The organism is Microbacterium sp. 05N427 (assembly GCF_056397105.1).
The window spans coordinates 290307-308452 of the sequence record NZ_JBFTMT010000007.1; the positions used below are offsets into that span (position 1 = coordinate 290307).

An 18146-nucleotide genomic window follows, 5' to 3' on the forward strand; every position below is an offset into this window, starting at 1 on the left:
GCGGATCCGCGGATCCTGCGACGATGCGGAGGTGAGTCCGACCACCGCCGCCGCCGTCACCGAGAAGGTGCGAGCGCGGCTGCGCGCGGAGCGGACGGATCCCTCCGCGCATCCCGAGGAAGCTCGACGGATCGCCCAGTTCGAGGTGCGCCGGCACAACGATCAGGCGCTCGCCCGCGGCACCGCCACGATCGACGACGAGGCTGCGTGCGTGCGGGACGTCCTCGCCGGGGTCGCGGGCTACGGGCCGCTGCAACCGTTGCTCGAGGACGACACGATCGAGGAGATCTGGCTGAACGGTCCCTCGCGCGTGTTCATCGCCCGGGAGGGGCGCAGCGAGCGTGTGCCGATCACCCTGACCGAGGCGCAGCTGCGCGATGTCGTCGAACGCATGCTGCATTCCACGGGGCGACGGGTGGACATCGGGCAGCCGTTCGTCGACGCATCCCTGCCGGATGGATCCCGACTGCACGTGGCGATCGCGGATGTCGTCCGCGGCTCGTGGGCGGTCAACATCCGGCGGTTCCTGCCGCGATACCGGAGCCTCGACTCCCTGGTATCGCAGGGAATGGTTCCGGCGTCGGTCGGCGCGATGCTGTCCGATGCGATGCGCGCCGGACGCAGCGTGGTGGTTTCAGGGCCTACGCACGCCGGCAAGACCACGCTCCTCGCTGCGCTCGTCGCCGAGTGCACTGCGCAGCGCGTGATCACGGTGGAGGAGACGTTCGAGCTGGGTGTGCAGGCACCGGATCTCGTGGCCCTGCAGGGACGTCAGGCGAGCCTCGAAGGCACGGGGGAGATCACACTACGCCGCCTCGTGAAGGAGGCGTTGCGGATGCGGCCCGACAGGCTCGTGGTCGGAGAGGTGCGAGATGCCGAGGCGCTCGACCTGGTGCTCGCGCTCAACACCGGCATCCCGGGGGCTGCGACCGTGCACGCGAACTCGGCTGCGGAGGCACTCGACAAGCTCACGATGCTGCCACTGCTCGCGGGGCGCAACATCGACCGGGCCTTCATCGCACCGGCGCTCGCCGCCTCGGTCGACCTCGTCGTGCACTGTCGCCGGGAGGACGACGGCTCCCGGCGCGTCGCCGAGGTGGTCGAGCCACTCGGCGTCGACGCCGACGGGCGCATCACGCACCGGGTCATCCATGCGGAACCCGCGCCGGTGCCGATGCCGTATGCCGCTTCCGGCATGCTCCGCCGCAGAGGCGTCGCATGACCCTGCTGCTGGGCGCGCTGCTCGCGGCGGGCGTCGTGCTGGCGGCGTCGCCGTGGCTGTGGCCCGCGGGGGAACGCGAGGTTCGAGCTCCTCGCGGGGGTGCCGCTACCCGGCTGCTCCGTGAAGCGGGGTTCCGGTCGGGTGCGCGCATGCTCGCCGTGAGCGTCGTGGCGGGCGGGCTCATGGCCGGCTCCGCGGGGTGGTTGCTGACAGCGACACCCGCCTTCGCCCTCGTACTGGCGCTCGCGGGTGCTGCGATGCCGGTGGTCTTCCTGCGTGCTCGGCGGCACCGGCTGCTGCGCCTGCGGCGCGGGTTGTGGCCCGATGTCTGCGACCTGCTGATCGCGTCGATCAGGGTGGGCATGCCGTTGCCTGACGCGGTCGGGGCACTGGAAGAAGCCGCTCCTGCTCCGCTGCGCCCCGCGTTCGCGGCCTTCGCACGTGACCTCCACGCGACGGGCAGGTTCGACGCGGCGGCGGCGCAGCTCAAGGAGGTGCTCGCGGATCCCGTCGGGGATCGGATCGTGGAGACGCTGCGCATGGCGCGGGAAGTCGGCGGCACCGAGCTCACTGCGGTCCTGCGCGCGCTGTCCGGCTCCGTGCGGGCGGAGGCGGCCCTGCGCGCCGAGGTGGAGGCGCGGCAATCCTGGATCCGCGGTGCGGCCGTGCTCGGCGCGGTCGCACCGTGGGTGATTCTGGTGCTGCTTCTGCTGCGCCCCGAGGGGACAGAGGCGTACACGAGCCCCGAAGGCGTGGCGCTCATCCTCGGCGGCGCCGCGGTGTCCTTCGTCGCCTTCCGGATCATGCTGCGCATCGGCCGCCTGCCAGAGCCGCGGCGGTGGTTCCGATGAGTTCGGTGTCGGACGCCGCGGTTTCCGTGCTGCTCGGCGGTCTGCTGGCGACGGGGCTGCTGCTCGCACTGGCGGCCTTCCCTCGCTGGCGCTCGGCGAACCTCGGCACACGGATCGCACCGTATGTCCGCGACGTCGCCGACCTCGTGGATCCGACCGCGCGGCTGCCGTGGCGGATGCCCGCCGGGGGATCCTGGGCGGCGCGGATCACCGGCGCGTTCGGCTTGTTCGGCGGGGGCGACGCCGGCGTCGCGCGGCGGATGAGTCAGGCCGCGTTGCCCGGCGGATCCGGCGCATTCCGCAGCCGGCAGCTGGTCTGGGTGCTGTTCGGACTCGGGGCGGGTGCCGGTGCGACGGTGGTGCTCGTGCTGATCGGTCGGCTGTCGGCGCCGGCCGTGCTCCTGCCTGTGGTGACCGCGGTCACCGCCGGAGTCGGCTGCGACGCGTTGCTCGGCGTCCGGGCGAAGGCGCGCGTCCGCCGTCTCACGGAAGAGCTGCCGACGGTGCTGGAGTTCCTCGCATTGTGCCTGTCCGCGGGGGAAGGGCTTCCGGATGCGCTCCGCCGCGTAGGCCAGGCAGGATCCGGAGAGCTGAGCGGAGAGCTGCGAGGCGTGATCCTCGCCGTCAACACCGGATCCTCTCTTGCCGATGCGCTCAGCGAGTGCGCACAGCGGCTGCAGGTCCCGCCGCTGACCCGCGCGGTGGACCAGATCATCGCCGCTCTCGAACGCGGCGCGCCGCTGGCAGGGGTGCTGCAGGCGCAGGCGTCGGACGCGCGCGAGGAGACCAAGCGAGACCTCATCGAGCAGGCCGGGCGCAAGGAGATCCTCATGCTGCTTCCTCTGGTGTTCCTGATCCTCCCGCTCAGCGTGCTGTTCGCGGTGTTCCCCGGTGTGTTCATCCTGCGGCTCGGCATCGGCTGACACCGTCCCCCGACATCCGCTCCCACGAAAGGACCCCTCATGCCCGAAGATCGACTCGTCGCCCATCCCGATCCCTCAACATTCGATGCGCTCGACGATCCCGAGCGGGGAGACGTGCCCGGCTGGGTCCTCATCACGCTCATGACGGCGGGACTCGTCGTGCTGATCTGGGCTGTCGCCGGGCCTGCGCTCACGAACCTGTTCGAGCAGGCGATCGCGCGCGTGAGCGGGCTCTGACCGGTCATGCCGGGCGCATCGTGGCCGACCAGCGGGATCGGCGACCGGGGATCCAGTCCGGTCGAGTTCGTGCTCGTGGGCGCACTCCTGACCGCGCTCACCCTTGGGGTGCTGCAATTCGCTCTGGCGGTCTACGTGCGCAACGTCGTGCATGATGCGGCGGTCGAGGGCGCCCACGTGGCGGCGCTCGCCGATACTGGACCCGATGAAGGCGCGCAGCGCACCGAGCTCGTCATCGGGCGGGCCGTCGGAGCCGATTATGCGCAGGACGTGACGGTGCGCGAGACGATCGCGCTGGGCATGCCGACCATGGAGGTCACCGTGCGCACGACCCTGCCGCTCATCGGTCTGCTCGGGGTGCCGTCAGGGCTGGAGGTGACCGGTCGTGCTCCCGTGGAGTCGCTCACCGAAGTCGGCTGACTTCGTGGTTCGCCCTGTCCCCGCTCGCGGGGTGCCGGACGAGACCGGATCCGCAGCGCTCGAGTTCATCGCCCTCGGCGTGATCCTGCTCGTGCCTTTGGTGTACCTCGTGCTCGCTCTCGGCGCGATCCAGGGGCAGATGCTGGGCGTCGAGTCCGCGGCGCGGCACACGGCGCGCACGATGAGTGCGGCGAAAGGCCTCGTCGACGCCACCGCTCGGGCGGACGCGGCCACGCGGTCCGCGATCGAGGAGTACGGGTTGGATCCGGCCGCCGTCGACGTCGACATCCAGTGCGCACCGCGGGGAACGGGATGTCCGTCTGCCGGCGCGACGGTCGTGGTCACCGTCACAGCGAAGGTCGCGTTGCCGCTCGTGCCGCCTGTGTTCGGGCTGGACCGCGTGAGCAGCGTGCGGGTGCAGGCGTCCTCGGCATACAAGGTCTCGCGCACGTGGACGGACAGATGAGTGCGGTGCGGCCCGGGGCGTGGAGTGGGGAATGTGGGAAACGGCGTATGCGGTTGCTCGACGATGACCGGGGGAGCACGATGCCGCTCATCCTGGGCTACCTGGTGCTCGCGATCGCGCTGATCTACGTGTGCGTGTGCGCGACGGATCTGTACATCGCGCAGAAGCGGCTCGATTCCGTCGCCGACGCCGCTGCGCTCGCCGGAGCCGACGGCTTCCGCCTGGAGGTCGATGGCGATGCCATCCGCGCCGAACTCGAGGATGCGGAGGTCGCTGCGCAGGCGACTGCGGTGATCGCCGTTCTCGACGACGGTACCGAGCTGGTTTCCGCGGAGAGTCCCGACGGGGCGTCCGCCCGCGTCACGGTTCGGGCGACGTGGACGCCTCCGCTGCTCAGCGATCTCGTCCCGTCGGTGCTTACGATCGAAGCCACGGGCACGAGCCGCACCGCACTCGAATGACTCCAGCCCGGATCAGGCCGCAGGCCGCCGCGGAACGAACCGCGGGATCCAGCGCAGGAATCCCACCGCGCCGAGCACCCCGATCCCACCGATGACCGCAGCTCCGATCGCGAGAGAGCTGAGTGCGGCGATGCCCGAGAACAGCAGGGGAGCGATGGCACCGCCGGCATCGGTGAGCGTGCGCCAGGATCCGAGGAACGCCGCGGGCTCCGACTGCGGGGCGACATCGGCGCCGAGCGTGAGCAGGATGCCGCTGGAGAGGCCGTTGCCGACGCCGAGCACGGCGGCGATCATCCCGAACCAGAGCACGTTTGTGCTCCCGTCGTGCGTGAGCGAGAGCACCAGGAAGCCGGCGCCCATCAGCACCATCGCGGGCAGCGCGGCCCAGAGCCGGCCGAACCGGTCCATCACCTGGCCGCTCGCGTAGAACAAGGCGAAGTCGATCGCGCCGGAGACACCGACGACGAGGGCGATCGACGAGGCGTCCAGGCCGATCGAGATGCCCCACAGCGGCAGCACCACCTGGCGAGCGGATCGCACCGCCGACAGGCTCGCCGCGGCGAGGCCGAGTCGGCCCAGCACTCCGCGATTGCGCCACATCGTGCGGAAGACCCCCGCGCGCTCGATCGTCGGGATCGATCCGCTCACCGCCTCGCCGGTGTCCTCGACCGCGTCCGGCCGGCGCTCGGCGGCTGCGGCCTGCGCCTCCGGATCCGGTCCGAACAGGACCAGCAGAATCAGCGCGACCAGCAGGACCGCGAAGAACCAGAGGGTCGCGTTCTCGGTGTGGAACAGCGCGAGGAGGGCCGCGGCGAGGAAGGGGCCCACGAACATGCCGGCTCGGAAGGATCCGCCGAGCAGCGACAGCGCCCTGGCGCGGAATTCGAGCGGCACGCGGGTGGTCATGAAGGCGTGCCGGGCGAGCCCGAACGCCGCCGCCGACATGCCGACCACGAACACCGCGATCGTGAACACGACGAGGCTCGGCGCCAAAGCGCCCGCGATCACGCCGATCAGCGAGAGCGCGCCCGCGGTCACCATCGTGAACCGCTCACCGGCTTTCGCGACCAGCCAGCCCGCGGGGATGTTGCCGCACAGCTGGCCGACGACGAGGGCCGAGGCGATCAGGCCGGCGGAGGCGAGCGTCGCGCCGCGGTTCGCGGCGATCACGGGGATGAGCGGCAGGACCGCGCCCTCGCCGAGCGAGAAGAGCAGCGTGGGCAGGTACACCATCGGGCCGAACTTCCACAGCACCGAGATCGTTCGTTCCGCCACGTCTCCACGGTAGACCCGTGCGCCGCCGGTTCCGCGACGGACTCGTCAGAACGGTGCGGGCGTGGAAGTGCGGAACCCTGTGGGGGTGATGACTTGAACAGTGGCGTTCTCAGGGCGGGTGCGATACCGGGCTCGCGTGCGATGTCGCAGCCGGTGATCCCGGGGGCAGAGAGGCCGGAGCTGACGGATGTCGGTCGTTCCGCCCTCCGCCCAGGGCAGGTCGTGGTCGACATCGGCATCGATGGCGAGGCGCGTGCAGCCATCGCGGGAGCAGGTGCCGTGCTGCAGGATCAGCCAATCGCGCTGCGCCCGGGTGGGGCGGTAGGTGCGGCGATCCATGTCCACGATGATGCCCCGCACCGGATCCGTGATGACGCGGTGGAAGGATCCGGCATCGAGGAACAGCTGTGTGGCGGTGAGCGGATCGATGGGGCCGACGCCGACGATCTCCGCCTGCTCCGCGGGGGCGACCTCTCCGGCGAGCAGCTGCACGGGGATCGTGACGAAGACCTTCGTCGTGACCGCCGTCGCGGTGCCTTCGCCCTTCAACCAGGCCGCGGCGAGGTCGGTGCGGATCTGATCCCGTGTGCGGCCGGCCCGTTCCGCCTTCTGCATGTGCTTCGCGGTCGCCGAGAGCCGGTGATACGCGGCATGCAGATCGGCGGTGGGGCCGTAGATGCTCAACCACGACATGCCGTCACCGGCATCGGCGAAGGTCACCGCCCTGTCCTGCATCGCCCGCGCGTGACGGCGCACGGTGCGGTCACCGAGGAACCGGTCAACGAGCGCACGGACCTTGCGGCGCAGCATCGCCGGGGGACAGGACAGAACCCAGTCGGCGGCGGCCTCGTCGACTGCGGCGATCGCCTCATGGGCCTCCGCCCTGATGTCGTCCGGCGCATCGATCGATGCCTCCAGCACCCGCGATCGGGAGACGATGTCCCGCACCGCCGCAGGGGAGGCGAAGCCGGAACGAGCGCGTTCCCAGACGTTCGGCATCAACGTCATCGCGAATTCGGCGGTCGCCTGCATGGTGCGCACGTGGTCTTCGGACAGCTGAAGCCGCAGAGCCATGTCCATGACCGCCGCTCGTTCGGCGAAGCCCGGATCCGCGTCGGCCGTGTAGAGGTCGGGGTGCCGGCGCGCCAGTTCGATCACTTCGAGGATCCGCTCCGAGCGCAGCGCTGCCCGCCGGTTCACCTCGTGGTCGTTGCGGGCGAGATCGCCCAGCACATGACCGACGATCTCCGCCGCGGACACGAGCCGCGGGGCCAGATCGTCAGTGTTCTCCATGTCCTGAGTCTAGTACAAAAATACGAACAATGCCAGGGTCCAGACGATGATCGCCGGGGCTTTTCTGTCTTCTTATCGGAGGTCCGAGATCGAAGGTGCGTCGGGGCGTCGCCGCGCGCGATACTCTGAGGTGCCATGCTCGAACTTGATCTCTCCGCCGAAATCGCGGCCCTCCGTCAGACCTTCGGTGACATCCGCGAGGTTGCCGACGTCGAGGGACTCCGCGCCGACATCGAACGCCTCAGCGAGGAAGCGGGTGCGCCCGACCTCTGGGACGACCCCGAGAAGGCGCAGAAGGTGACGAGCGCGCTCAGCCACCGCCAGGCCGATCTCAAGCGGGTCACCGAGGTGGAGCAGCGTCTCGACGACCTCGAGGTGCTCATCGAGCTCGCCAACGAGATGGAGGACGAGGACTCGGTCGTCGAGGCGCGCGCCGAACTCGCCTCCCTCACCGAGACCGTGAACCAGCTCGAAGTGCAGACGCTGCTGGACGGCGAGTACGACGAGCGTGCCGCGATCATCACCATCCGCTCGGGCGCGGGCGGCGACGACGCCACCGACTTCGCCGAGATGCTGCTGCGCATGTACCTGCGTTACGCCGAGCGCCACAAGTTCCCCGTCAAGGTGATGGACACGTCCTATGCCGAGGGCGCGGGCATCAAGTCCACGACCTTCGAGGTCGACGCGCCCTACGCGTTCGGCACGCTCTCGGTCGAGGCCGGCACGCACCGCCTCGCGCGGATCAGCCCGTTCGGATCCGCCGACAAGCGCCAGACGTCCTTCGCCGCGGTCGAGGTCATCCCGCTCATGGAGGAGGCGACCGAGGTCGACATCCCCGAGGGCGACATCCGCGTCGACGTGTTCCGCTCGTCCGGCCCCGGCGGCCAGTCGGTCAACACGACGGACTCCGCCGTGCGCCTCACGCACCTCCCGACCGGAATCGTCGTCTCGATGCAGAACGAGAAGTCGCAGATCCAGAACCGCGCCGCTGCCATGCGCGTGCTGCAGACCCGCCTGCTGCTGCTGCAGAAGGAGGAGGAGGCTGCGAAGAAGAAGGAGCTCGCCGGCAACATCACGGCGAGCTGGGGCGACCAGATGCGCTCCTACTTCCTCTACGGCCAGCAGCTCGTGAAGGATCTCCGCACCGGACACGAGTCCGGCAACCCGGCGACCGTGTTCGACGGCGACCTGGACGGCTTCATCTCCGCAGGGATCCGCTGGCGCAAGCGCAAGGACGCCGACGACTGACCCTTCCGCGTCGATGATTCAGGGATCTTCCAGGGCGCCGCGCCCGTGATTGTCATAGGGTGGTGACCCGATGGCTGTGACACGGAGAATCCCGATGACTGTGACACGGAAGACGGCAGCAGGCTGCGCGATCGCGGCGCTGATCGTCCCCGTGGCTGCGACGGCTGCGTACGCCTTCTCGCCCGGAGCGCCGACGCCCTCGGCGCACACGGTGTCACTCGTCGTGGCCCCGCAGACCTACACGGTCGCGTCCGCCGCTCAGGAGCCCCGCACGACCCGCGCTTCCTTCGACGTGCTGTACACGCCGCCGGCGCCGGTCGTCCAGCCGCCGAGTGCGGCGCCCGCTGCCGCCGCGAGCTCCACGACGCCCGCGGCTCCCGCGGCTCCCGCGCAGGAGTTCTCAGGCGACGCGGTCGTCGCGTACGCCCAGACGTTCGTGGGCGTCGTCCCCTACGGCTGGGGCGCGGACCCGAGCGACTCCTTCGGTTGCGACGGGCTCGTCCAATACGTGTACGGGCATTTCGGCATCAGTCTTCCCCGCGGCGCCGACAACCAGGCGGCGCTGGGCACCGTGATCTCCGCCGACGAGGCGCGCGCCGGCGACCTGGTGTGGTGGCCCGGCCGGCACATCGGCATCTGGGACGGCGCGGGCGGAATCATCGACTCGCCGGACTGGGGTCGCTACGTCGAGCACCACGCCCCCTGGGCGAGCTCCGGACCGCCGATCTTCATCCGTCTCTAAGACCGAACTCCTGGTGGGCGCCGTGCCTTCGGCGCTATGGTGACGTTCCTCGCCTTCGTGATCGGCAACGAGCCCTCCTGACCGGCGAGTTCTGGTCTGCCGATCTTCATCAGGCCCTCGCTGCGCAGCGCAGGGGSACTCGTCACGGCGCCGCGAGGCAGGTCGACACCGCCTGAGCGGTCACCTGCGCGATCAGCGTTCGCTCCGTGGCATCTGACTGGATGTCCTTGCCATGAGCGACATTGATCAGTGATTCCGTCGAGACATCCGAGTCGACGAGGTGCTGCCCCACGCAAAGGGCCTGCTCCGGGGTGTATTTGTCGGCCACACCGGCCGCGTCCATGATGACGAGGAAACCGTCGGCGACCTCCTGTGCCGAGGGGCGCTCCGTGGCGGAGGAGGGAGCCGTGCTCGGCTCTGAGGCGGCATCCGGTGTCGCAACAGGGCTCGTGCCGATGCCGAACTCGCCCGGGTGCTGGGCGGAGTAGCCCAGGAAGATCGTGAGCAGCACGATGCCCGAGACAACGCCGGCGACGACGGCCAGCACGATCCCCACGATGCCCGGCCACTTCGCGCCCTTCAGGAACAGCGTCACGATCGAGAGCACGAGGCCGACGAACAGCAGGATCCAGCCGAAGCCCATGATCCAGGGGATCCAGGAAACGATCGCACCGACAACCGTGATGCCGAGCGCGATCCAGCCGAGGACGCCGACGCGCTTCTTCGTCGTCACCGGGGCGACGGTGCTTGTGGCGTCGGGCGTCGACGCGGCGGCGAACTGGTCGGTCCACTGTGCGCCGTCCCACCAGCGCTGACGCCCTGATCCGTCGTCGTACCATCCCTGCGGAGTGCTCATGGGTCCTCCTTGTTCGGCGAACTCTGTTCGACGGTTCCCAGGTCATTCATAGTGCAGGCCCGCGTTGTCCTGCATCTTCTGCGGAGCGATCCGGCATGTGGGGTGTCGMTCGCGGGCTGCGTGCGACGCCCGTTTAGGCTCGTCACGCCATGATCCGATTCGAGAACGTCACCAAGCGCTATCGCGGCACCAAGCGTCCCGCGCTGTCCGGGGTCGATTTCGAGGTGCAGCGAGGCGAGTTCGTCTTCCTCGTCGGCGCGTCGGGATCCGGGAAGAGCTCCTGCCTGCAGCTGATCCTCCGCGAGGAATCGCCCACGTCCGGCCGCGTCGCCGTGCTCGGGCGCGACCTGAAGTCCATCGCGAACCGCAAGGTCCCGTACTTCCGGCGCAGCATCGGATCCGTCTTCCAGGACTTCCGCCTCCTGCCCTCCAAGACCGTCTACCAGAACGTCGCCTTCACTCTGCAGGTGACCGGCGCCTCCCGTGGCTTCATCCAGCAGGCGGTGCCCGAGGCGCTCGCGCTCGTCGGCCTGAGCGGCAAGGAGAAGCGCCTGCCGCACGAGCTCTCCGGCGGTGAGCAGCAGCGCGTGGCGATCGCCCGCGCGATCGTGAACCGTCCGCAGATCGTGCTCGCCGACGAGCCGACCGGAAACCTCGACCCCGGCACCTCGGTCGACATCATGCAGCTGCTCGCCCGGATCAACGCGGGCGGCACCACGGTGCTCATGGCCACGCACGAGGCCGGATTCGTCGATCAGATGCAGCGCCGCGTGATCGAGCTGCGCGACGGCGAGATGGTGCGCGACGAGGTCGGCGGCGGCTACGGCGACACCTCCAACGTCCCGCGCCTGGAGCCGGAGGCGATCCGCGGAGCGGCGGCCACCGCCGCGCTGCAGACCGTGCGCGAGGTGCACCGCCAGACCGAGGCCGCGATCGCGGATCCGGCTTCTGCGCCGGCGCCGGTCGAAGAGCACCGCGCGGCCGCGATGCCGGCGGCCGCGCCCACGCAGGCGACGCTCAAGCCGTCCGACGACACGCGTCCTGCGACGCACCCGATCACGATCCCCGCGGTCGACCTCGCCGAGTTGGGCGTGGCAGACCGGCTCGGACTCGATACCGGCGACGACGAGGAAGTGGGTCCGACGTCATGAGGTTCGGACTCATCCTCGGCGAGGCGCTCACGGGCCTGCGCCGCAACGCCTCCATGGTCATCTCGGTCGTGCTGGTCACGTTCGTCTCGCTCACCTTCGTGGGCGCGGCGATCCTGATGCAGGCGCAGATCGGCACGATGCGGGCCTATTGGCAGGACCGCGCTCAGGTCGCGATCTACATGTGCTCGTCGGTCTCGACGTCGCCGGGCTGCATCGGCGGCACGGCGACGGAAGACCAGATCAAGGCCGTGCAGGCCGAGCTCGACGGATCCACGCTCAAGCCGCTGATCTCCAAGAGCAGCTTCCAGACCGCCGACCAGGCCTATCAGGAGACCCTGAAGCTCGTCGGCAAGGACTACGCGGGCGTGCTCACCGCCGATCAGGTCAATGCTGTCTTCAAGGTCAACCTGAAGGATCAGACCCAGTCCGCCGTCATCGCCGAGGCCTTCAGCGGTGTCAAGGGCGTAGACGAGGTCAAGGATCAGCTCGAGTATCTGGATCCGCTTTTCAACGCCCTGACCGTCGCGACCTATGTCGCGATCGGGATCGCGGTGCTGATGCTGATCGCCGCGGTGCTGCTGATCGGGACCACGATCCGATTGTCGGCGTACGCGCGGCGGCGGGAGATCGGGATCATGCGCCTCGTCGGCGCCCCGAACAGGTTCATCCAGACGCCGTTCGTGCTGGAGGGCGTCTTCGCCGCCGTGATCGGATCCGTGCTCGCGAGCGTCGCGGTGCTGCTGGGCGTGCACTTCGGCGTGCAGGAGTACCTCGTCAAACGGGTCTCCTTCATCACGACCTGGGTCGGGCTGAACGAGGCGATGCTCGTGGTCCCGGTGCTCATCGGCATCGGCGTGATCCTCGCCGCGCTCAGCGCCGGTTTCGCGATCCGTCGCTGGCTGCGGGCCTGAGCCGCCCGTGCGGCAGACGCCCTTCCGTGTATAGACTGGCGGGCTGGCCTTCTCGGGCCTGACCGGCGCGCGCCGGATCCGTCACACGAACAGCAGGAGACAACCATGCCCAGGGAACGCGGGGAGAAGGTCATCGCGACCAATCGTCGCGCACGTCACGACTACAACCTGGAGAAGTCGTACGAGGCGGGGCTCGTGCTCACCGGCACCGAGGTGAAGTCGCTGCGCCAGGGGCGCGCGAACCTGACGGACGGCTACGCGTTCATCAAGGGCAATGAGGCGTTCCTGGACGCCGTGCACATCCCGGAGTACTCGCAGGGGCACTGGACGAACCACTCGGCCAAGCGGATCCGCAAGCTCCTGCTGCACAAGGAGGAGATCGCGAAGCTCTCGCACGCGGTCTCGGCGGGCGGCTACACGCTCATCCCGCTGCGGCTGTACTTCTCCGACGGGCACGCGAAGGTCGAGATCGCCCTCGCGAAGGGCAAGCGCGAGTACGACAAGCGACAGGCCCTGCGCGAGCGTCAGGACTCCCGCGAGGCGGAGCGCGCGATGCGCTCGCGCAACCGCCTCGGGGAGTAACCCCTAGGGCTCGAAGACCCGGGGCTCAGCCCCCGTGGGTCACGGCGCGGGCTCGAATCCGAACGCCGCGCCGAGGAACCGAAGTTCCGCCTCGGCAGCCGCGATGATCGTGTCCGCCTGCCGGAACCCATGGCCTTCGCCCTCGAACAGGACGTACTCGTGCGGCACCCCGCGCGCGGCGAGCGCATCGCGGATCGCCTCCGACTGCGAAGGCGGCACGACCGCGTCGTCTGCCCCCTGCAGGATCAGCACCGGCACGTCGATGCGGTCCGCGTGGGTGAGCGGCGAACGGTCGATGTACGTCTGCTCGGCCTCGGGCAGCGGGCCCACGAGGCCGTCGAGGTAGTAGCGCTCGAAGTCGTGCGTCTCCGCCGCCAGCAGGCGCAGATCCACGACGCCGTACCGGTCGATGCCCGCCGCGAACATCCCGCCGCGGACGAGCGCTGACAGCACGGTCCAGCCTCCGGCGGATCCTCCGCGGATCGCGATGCGGGCGGGATCAGCGAGGCCGGCATCCGCGAGGCCCCGGGCCGCCGCCAGCACGTCGTCCACATCGACGACGCCCCACGCGCCGTCCAGCCGCTCGCGGTAGGCGCGCCCGTAGCCRGTGGATCCGCCRTAGTTCACCTCGAGCACGCCGATCCCGCGGCTCGTGAAGTACGTGATCCATCCCGCCTGCGCGCCGGACGAATGGGCCGTCGGGCCGCCGTGCACCTGCACGACGTAGGGCGGCAGCGCCTGCGGATCCGCATCGGCATCGGGGTTCGCCGGGGCGTGGTCGAACGCATGCACGGGGCCGTGCGGTCCGTCGAAGCTCACCGGTCGCGCGCCGGGCACCCACGCGGGGTCGACGGGATCGCCGCCGCGGATGGCGCGCGCGACGCCCGCGTCGATGTCCAGCTCCCAGAGACCCGGCGTCACACGTCGTCCCTGTCCCGTGATCAGCACGCGGGATCCGTGCGCGTCCTCCAGGCTGAGATCGCCGTCGAACGGGACCGCCAGCTCGCGCTCGGTGCCATCCTGGTCGATGAGGACGAGGGTGTCGGATCCATTCGTGCGGACGGCCAGGATCCTGCCGTCGTCGAGCACCCGGAACCAGCGCTGGCCGAGCACCCACAGCCCGCCGCCGGTGTCGGCGTCGGCGAGAGACACGGCCGTCGGGACGCCACCGGGTGCCGCACGGTACAGGTTCCACCGTCCGGTCGCGTCATGGCTGTAAAGCAGCTCGTCGGCCGAGAGCCACTCGGGCTGCAGTGCAGCGCGGCCCGGCATCATCGTCCGCGCCCCCGTCGCCAGATCCACGATGAGCGCCTCGGATGCCTCCCAGGGCATCCGCCGCACATCCCACGTCACGAACGCGAGCCGAGTCCCGTCGGGGGAGAGCGCCGGATGGGCGAAGAAGCCGTCGCCGCTGAGGATCGCGGTGATGGCCGTGGGGTCGTCCGCCGCGGATCCGTCCAGCGGGATCTCCACGATCGCGCGTTCGTGCGGTGCGACGCGCAGATCCTCGCGCACCGCGAACAGGCGACCCTGCTGCACCCGTAGCCCGCCGTACCGAGGGCCGGCCGCGGTGAGCGGCACGGGTGCGTCCGTGTCGGGATCCAGCCGGTGCACGCGCTGGTCCTCGCCGTCGACGAAGAGCAGCGTGCCGTCTTCGGCGACCGTCCACGCGCCGCCGCCGTACTCGTGCACGCGGGAGCGGGCGCTCCACGGCGCGCGCAGCACCTCGCGCACGGCGTCGGCGTCCCGGCACATCACGCGCATCCGTCCGCGCTCCTGCGGCACCGACTCGCTCCACCAGATCCCGCCCGCGGCGTACCGGGCGCCGTCGATCTTCGTGCCGGCGACGGCGAGACCGGCGGCGGACAGCGGAGAGGGCCAGGAACCGTGCGGAGAGCTCATGACCCGAGCCTAGAAGAGCGCGAGCCGACACATGGCGAAACACAGCATGCGTCGCGTAGCGGCGCCGCCTAGCGTGGGGTGACCGCCCCCGGACCCAGGAGAGAGATGTCCTTCGACGTGCCGCCGTTCGCCCCCGCCGGGGCCGTCGTTCCGCGCGTCCCGATCTCCTTCGAGCTGTATCCGCCGCGCACCACGGCGCCGATCGAGGCGCTGCACGAGACGATCCAGCAGCTCGCGTCAGCGGCACCGCGGTTCATCTCCGTGACCTACGGTGCGGGGGGATCCGTCGGCGGGCGTTCGCTCGACGTACTGCGCTACATCCGCGAGCACACCGCCGTCGATCCGCTCGCACACCTCACCTGCGTCGGCAACACGTACGCCGGAGCCTCGCGACTGATCCGGGAGTTCCTCGACGCCGGGATCCTCAGCTTCCTCGCCCTGCGCGGCGATCCGCCGCTCGACGATAGCCAGCCGTTCCTCGGGGACCTGGAGAGCTCGGCGCAGCTCGTCCAGCTGATCGACCGGGCCCAGGCCGAGAGGGCGCCCTACCAGGAGCGGCCGATCCCCGGTGTTCCCGGGGCCGTGCAGGTGACGCCGCGCCGGAAGGTGAACATCGCCGTCGCCGCCTACCCCAACGGGCATCCGCGTTCGACGTACCGCAACCAGGACATCGACGCGCTGCTGGCCAAACAGGCTGCAGGGGCGACCCTCGCGATCACGCAGCTGTTCTTCCACCCGGACGACTACTTCGCCTTCGTCGAGCGCGCTCGCCGCGCGGGCGTGGCGATCCCGATCCTGCCCGGCATCATGCCGATCACGTCGCCCGCACGCCTGCGTCGCGTGCTCGAGCTCAGCGGTGAGGAGCTTCCCGCCGAGCTGTCCATCGACCTCGAGGTCGAGCCGACCGTCGAGGGCCGCACCGAGATCGGCGTCGCGCATGCGGCGGAGCTGGTGCGCGAGCTCGTGGAGGGCGGGGCGCCCGGTATCCACCTGTACGCGTTCAACCAGCACCGCACCGTGCTGGACGTGCTCACCGCCGCCGGGGTCATCCCCGAAGGCACGGCGCCCTCCCCGCCGGGCGGCGCCCTCCGGTTCGCAGAGACCAGCGGCGCGCGCTAAGCCGCTTCCTTCCCCCTTCCGTCAGAGAGGACCGTCATGACCGCATTCCCCGAGGGAACCATCCTGGGCTACCCGCGCATCGGCCGTCGCCGTGAGCTCAAGAAGGCCGTCGAGGCGTTCTGGGGCGGACGGATCGACGAAGCCGAGCTCGAGCGCACCGCAGCAGAGCTGCGTGCGACGACGCGCGACCGCCTCGCGGCGCAGGGTCTCGGCCGCTCCGACTCGGCGATCCCCGAGTCGTTCTCGTTCTATGACCAGGTGCTCGACGCCGCGGTCACCGTGGGCGCGATCCCCGCGCGCTTCGAGGACCTGCGGTCCGCCGACGGCACGATCGGCCTTCCGGCGTACTTCACCGTCGCCCGTGGCGAGGGTGAGCGCGCGCCGCTCGAGATGACGAAGTGGTTCGACACGAACTACCACTACCTCGTGCCCGAGATCGGACCGGACACCGTGTTCTCACTGTCCAGCGACCGCGTCGTGCGCCAAGTGCAGGAGGCGGCGGAGGCCGGCTTCCGCACGCGCCCGGTGCTCGTCGGACCCGTCACCTTCCTCGCCCTCGCCAAGGCCGCCGACGAGGCGCCGGAGGGCTTCGACCCGCTGTCGCGGCTGGACGACCTCGTCGCGGTCTACGCCGAGGTGCTCGGTGCGCTCAAGGCCGCCGGCGCCGAGTGGGTGCAGCTCGATGAGCCGGCGCTCGTGAGCGAGTCGCTGCCGGCCTCGGTGGCTGCGCTCGGCGCGGCCGCGGAGCGCGCATACGCGGTCCTCGGCGGTCTCGCGGAGCGCCCGGCGATCTTCGTCGCGGCCCCGTATGCGGCTCTCGACGCGAACCTCGCCGTCCTCGCCGCCGCTCCGATCGAGGCGATCGGCCTCGACCTCGTGCGCGGCACCGTCCCCGCGTCCGTCCCGGGTCTTGCCGACAAGGTGCTCGTCGGCGGCGTGATCGACGGTCACAACATCTGGCGCGGCGACCTCTCCGCGGCCTTCGACACCCTCGAGGCGCTGCGCGGCCTCGGCGCCGCCGGCGTTGCCGCGGCGACCTCGACCTCGCTGCAGCACCTGCCGCACGACGTCGAGGACGAGACGAAGCTCGACGCCCGCCTGCTGGACTGGCTCGCCTTCGCCGACCAGAAGGTCGCCCAGGTCACGACCCTTGCCAAGGGTCTCGCCGAGGGGCGTTCCGCGATCGTCGCCGAGCTCGACGCCGCCTCCGCCTCCTTGGCGGACAGGCTCAGCGCTCCCGGCGTCCGCGTGGACGCCGTCCGGGCGCGCACCTCTGCGCTGACCGAGGCCGACTTCGACCGCGGCGACTACGAGGCCCGCGTGGCCGCGCAGTCGATCGCACTCGACCTGCCGGCGCTGCCGCTCACCACGATCGGATCCTTCCCGCAGACGGGCGAGATCCGTCGCGCTCGTGCGCAGTTCACCAAGGGCGAGATCACGGCGGACGAGTACGACGGCTTCCTCCGTGAGGAGATCGGCCGGGTCGTGACGCTGCAGGAGGAGCTGGGCCTCGACGTTCTCGTGCACGGCGAGCCCGAGCGCAACGACATGGTGCAGTACTTCGCCGAGAACCTCGACGGCTTCGACGTCACCGAGAACGGCTGGGTGCAGTCCTACGGATCCCGCGCCACGCGCCCGTCGATCCTCTGGGGCGACGTGTCGCGCCCGGCGCCGATCACGGTCGCCTGGTCGGAGTACGCGCAGTCCCTCACCGCGAAGCCGATGAAGGGCATGCTGACCGGCCCGGTCACGATCCTCGCCTGGTCGTTCGTCCGTGACGACCAGCCGCTCGCCGAGACCGCGAACCAGGTCGCCCTCGCGCTGCGCGACGAGATCGCAGACCTGGAGGCCGCCGGAATCGGCGTCATCCAGGTCGACGAGCCGGCGCTGCGCGAGCTGCTCCCGCTCAAGAAGGCCGACCAGCCGGCATACCTGGACTGGTCCGTCGCGTCGTTCCGCCTCTCCACCGCGGGAGCGGAGACCGCCACGCAGGTGCACACGCACCTCTGCTACTCCGAGTTCGGCGTCGTGATCGACGCGATCCGGGCGCTCGATGCGGACGTCACCTCGATCGAGGCCGCCCGCAGCCGCATGGAGGTCGTGACGGACATCGCTGCGGCCGGCTTCGACCACGGCATCGGCCCCGGCGTGTACGACATCCACTCGCCGCGTGTGCCGGACACGTCCGAGGTCGAGGCGCTCCTGCGCCGCGCCGTCGAGGAGATCCCGACGCGTCAGCTCTGGGTCAACCCGGACTGCGGCCTGAAGACCCGCGGCTACGAGGAGACCAACGCCTCGCTGCGCAACATCGTCGAGGCCACCCGCCGCGTCCGTGAGGACGTGTCGGTCGCCGTCTGAGCGGCCCGCGCACGGCGTCGTACTTCATCGAGGCCCCCTCGCAGCACCGAGGCCCCCTCCCAGATCCGGATCTGGGAGGGGGCCCCGGTGCGCAGAGGGGGCCTCGACGTTTGTGGTGCGTGGTGTGCG

General features: G+C 70.4%; 18 protein-coding genes. 14 read left to right on the plus strand and 4 right to left on the minus strand.

What is annotated here, in order from left to right; genetic code table 11:
• Positions 1-31 precede the first annotated feature (31 nt).
• The 7 genes from AC1DG4_RS09490 to AC1DG4_RS09520 are packed head-to-tail and all read left to right on the plus strand — an operon-like array spanning position 32 to position 4580.
• Positions 32-1222 (plus strand): CpaF family protein, encoded by a 1191-nt coding sequence (locus tag AC1DG4_RS09490; RefSeq protein ID WP_477377217.1) that lies wholly within the window; start codon positions 32-34, stop codon positions 1220-1222.
• Positions 1219-2073 (plus strand): type II secretion system F family protein, encoded by an 855-nt coding sequence (locus AC1DG4_RS09495; RefSeq protein ID WP_477377219.1) that lies wholly within the window; start codon positions 1219-1221, stop codon positions 2071-2073. Before AC1DG4_RS09490 ends, AC1DG4_RS09495 begins: the two co-directional genes overlap by 4 nt.
• On the plus strand, positions 2070-2996 hold the full coding sequence (locus AC1DG4_RS09500) for a type II secretion system F family protein (RefSeq protein ID WP_477377221.1): 927 nt from the start codon (positions 2070-2072) through the stop codon (positions 2994-2996). The genes AC1DG4_RS09495 and AC1DG4_RS09500 overlap by 4 nt, the downstream gene beginning before the upstream one ends.
• 39 nt (positions 2997-3035) lie before the next feature.
• The gene (locus AC1DG4_RS09505) at positions 3036-3233 is read left to right on the plus strand and encodes a hypothetical protein (protein WP_477377223.1); all 198 of its coding nucleotides are present in this window, start codon (positions 3036-3038) and stop codon (positions 3231-3233) included.
• 6 nt (positions 3234-3239) lie between these two features.
• A complete protein-coding gene (locus tag AC1DG4_RS09510) occupies positions 3240-3653 on the plus strand; it encodes a TadE/TadG family type IV pilus assembly protein (RefSeq protein WP_477377225.1) in 414 nt (137 codons plus the stop codon).
• A gap of 4 nt (positions 3654-3657) precedes the next feature.
• The gene (locus tag AC1DG4_RS09515) at positions 3658-4119 is read left to right on the plus strand and encodes a TadE family protein (protein WP_477377227.1); all 462 of its coding nucleotides are present in this window, start codon (positions 3658-3660) and stop codon (positions 4117-4119) included.
• Positions 4120-4166: 47 nt separating this feature from the next.
• Positions 4167-4580 carry a pilus assembly protein TadG-related protein gene (locus AC1DG4_RS09520; protein WP_477377228.1) on the plus strand — a complete coding sequence of 138 codons (414 nt, stop codon included), beginning with the start codon at positions 4167-4169 and terminating at the stop codon, positions 4578-4580.
• A 12-nt stretch (positions 4581-4592) separates the two neighbouring features.
• Here AC1DG4_RS09520 and AC1DG4_RS09525 read toward each other — a convergent pair whose 3' ends face one another.
• Together AC1DG4_RS09525 and AC1DG4_RS09530 are read right to left on the minus strand one after the other, a co-directional pair.
• Positions 4593-5813 carry an MFS transporter gene (locus AC1DG4_RS09525; RefSeq protein ID WP_477420226.1) on the minus strand — a complete coding sequence of 407 codons (1221 nt, stop codon included), beginning with the start codon at positions 5811-5813 and terminating at the stop codon, positions 4593-4595.
• 87 nt (positions 5814-5900) lie between these two features.
• Complete coding sequence (locus AC1DG4_RS09530; RefSeq protein ID WP_477377230.1) at positions 5901-7148, minus strand: HNH endonuclease signature motif containing protein; 1248 nt, start codon at positions 7146-7148, stop codon at positions 5901-5903.
• Positions 7149-7283: 135 nt separating this feature from the next.
• On the opposite strand from AC1DG4_RS09530, the gene prfB reads away from it, so the two are divergent.
• Both prfB and AC1DG4_RS09540 read left to right on the plus strand, forming a co-directional pair.
• On the plus strand, positions 7284-8396 hold the full coding sequence (prfB, locus tag AC1DG4_RS09535) for a peptide chain release factor 2 (protein ID WP_477377231.1): 1113 nt from the start codon (positions 7284-7286) through the stop codon (positions 8394-8396).
• Between the two features lie 94 nt (positions 8397-8490).
• Complete coding sequence (locus tag AC1DG4_RS09540) at positions 8491-9138, plus strand: C40 family peptidase (RefSeq protein WP_477377233.1); 648 nt, start codon at positions 8491-8493, stop codon at positions 9136-9138.
• A 142-nt stretch (positions 9139-9280) separates the two neighbouring features.
• On the opposite strand, the gene AC1DG4_RS09545 is transcribed toward AC1DG4_RS09540, so the two are convergent.
• Positions 9281-9994 carry a DUF2510 domain-containing protein gene (locus AC1DG4_RS09545; protein ID WP_477377235.1) on the minus strand — a complete coding sequence of 238 codons (714 nt, stop codon included), beginning with the start codon at positions 9992-9994 and terminating at the stop codon, positions 9281-9283.
• Positions 9995-10143: 149 nt separating this feature from the next.
• Here AC1DG4_RS09545 and ftsE point away from each other — a divergent pair, with 149 nt between their 5' ends.
• The 3 genes from ftsE to smpB all read left to right on the plus strand — a co-directional run bounded on the left by ftsE (position 10144) and on the right by smpB (position 12638).
• Positions 10144-11145 carry a cell division ATP-binding protein FtsE gene (gene ftsE / locus AC1DG4_RS09550; RefSeq protein ID WP_477377237.1) on the plus strand — a complete coding sequence of 334 codons (1002 nt, stop codon included), beginning with the start codon at positions 10144-10146 and terminating at the stop codon, positions 11143-11145.
• Positions 11142-12056, plus strand: a complete 915-nt coding sequence (gene ftsX, locus AC1DG4_RS09555; protein WP_477420220.1) for a permease-like cell division protein FtsX — start codon at positions 11142-11144, stop codon at positions 12054-12056. The genes ftsE and ftsX overlap by 4 nt, the downstream gene beginning before the upstream one ends.
• A gap of 105 nt (positions 12057-12161) precedes the next feature.
• Positions 12162-12638 (plus strand): SsrA-binding protein SmpB, encoded by a 477-nt coding sequence (gene smpB, locus AC1DG4_RS09560; RefSeq protein WP_477377241.1) that lies wholly within the window; start codon positions 12162-12164, stop codon positions 12636-12638.
• A 39-nt stretch (positions 12639-12677) separates the two neighbouring features.
• On the opposite strand, the gene AC1DG4_RS09565 is transcribed toward smpB, so the two are convergent.
• The gene (locus tag AC1DG4_RS09565) at positions 12678-14540 is read right to left on the minus strand and encodes a S9 family peptidase (protein ID WP_477377243.1); all 1863 of its coding nucleotides are present in this window, start codon (positions 14538-14540) and stop codon (positions 12678-12680) included.
• 105 nt (positions 14541-14645) lie between these two features.
• Between AC1DG4_RS09565 and AC1DG4_RS09570 the strand changes: the two genes are divergently transcribed.
• Both AC1DG4_RS09570 and metE read left to right on the plus strand, forming a co-directional pair.
• Positions 14646-15659 carry a methylenetetrahydrofolate reductase gene (locus AC1DG4_RS09570; protein ID WP_477377245.1) on the plus strand — a complete coding sequence of 338 codons (1014 nt, stop codon included), beginning with the start codon at positions 14646-14648 and terminating at the stop codon, positions 15657-15659.
• 36 nt (positions 15660-15695) lie between these two features.
• The gene (metE, locus tag AC1DG4_RS09575) at positions 15696-18017 is read left to right on the plus strand and encodes a 5-methyltetrahydropteroyltriglutamate--homocysteine S-methyltransferase (protein ID WP_477377247.1); all 2322 of its coding nucleotides are present in this window, start codon (positions 15696-15698) and stop codon (positions 18015-18017) included.
• The last annotated feature ends 129 nt before the right edge of the window (positions 18018-18146 follow it).

What these genes read in the sequence shown, in the direction of transcription:
- AC1DG4_RS09495 (WP_477377219.1), top strand. Translation starts at nt 1,219, where the DNA reads ATGACCCTGCTGCTGGGCGCGCTGCTCGCGGCGGGCGTCGTGCTGGCG.
- AC1DG4_RS09500 (WP_477377221.1), top strand. Translation starts at nt 2,070, where the DNA reads ATGAGTTCGGTGTCGGACGCCGCGGTTTCCGTGCTGCTCGGCGGTCTG.
- AC1DG4_RS09505 (WP_477377223.1), top strand. Translation starts at nt 3,036, where the DNA reads ATGCCCGAAGATCGACTCGTCGCCCATCCCGATCCCTCAACATTCGAT.
- AC1DG4_RS09510 (WP_477377225.1), top strand. Translation starts at nt 3,240, where the DNA reads ATGCCGGGCGCATCGTGGCCGACCAGCGGGATCGGCGACCGGGGATCC.
- AC1DG4_RS09520 (WP_477377228.1), top strand. Translation starts at nt 4,167, where the DNA reads ATGCGGTTGCTCGACGATGACCGGGGGAGCACGATGCCGCTCATCCTG.
- AC1DG4_RS09525 (WP_477420226.1), bottom strand. Translation starts at nt 5,813, where the DNA reads ATGGTGTACCTGCCCACGCTGCTCTTCTCGCTCGGCGAGGGCGCGGTC.
- AC1DG4_RS09530 (WP_477377230.1), bottom strand. Translation starts at nt 7,148, where the DNA reads ATGGAGAACACTGACGATCTGGCCCCGCGGCTCGTGTCCGCGGCGGAG.
- prfB (WP_477377231.1), top strand. Translation starts at nt 7,284, where the DNA reads ATGCTCGAACTTGATCTCTCCGCCGAAATCGCGGCCCTCCGTCAGACC.
- AC1DG4_RS09540 (WP_477377233.1), top strand. Translation starts at nt 8,491, where the DNA reads ATGACTGTGACACGGAAGACGGCAGCAGGCTGCGCGATCGCGGCGCTG.
- AC1DG4_RS09545 (WP_477377235.1), bottom strand. Translation starts at nt 9,994, where the DNA reads ATGAGCACTCCGCAGGGATGGTACGACGACGGATCAGGGCGTCAGCGC.
- ftsE (WP_477377237.1), top strand. Translation starts at nt 10,144, where the DNA reads ATGATCCGATTCGAGAACGTCACCAAGCGCTATCGCGGCACCAAGCGT.
- ftsX (WP_477420220.1), top strand. Translation starts at nt 11,142, where the DNA reads ATGAGGTTCGGACTCATCCTCGGCGAGGCGCTCACGGGCCTGCGCCGC.
- smpB (WP_477377241.1), top strand. Translation starts at nt 12,162, where the DNA reads ATGCCCAGGGAACGCGGGGAGAAGGTCATCGCGACCAATCGTCGCGCA.
- AC1DG4_RS09570 (WP_477377245.1), top strand. Translation starts at nt 14,646, where the DNA reads ATGTCCTTCGACGTGCCGCCGTTCGCCCCCGCCGGGGCCGTCGTTCCG.
- metE (WP_477377247.1), top strand. Translation starts at nt 15,696, where the DNA reads ATGACCGCATTCCCCGAGGGAACCATCCTGGGCTACCCGCGCATCGGC.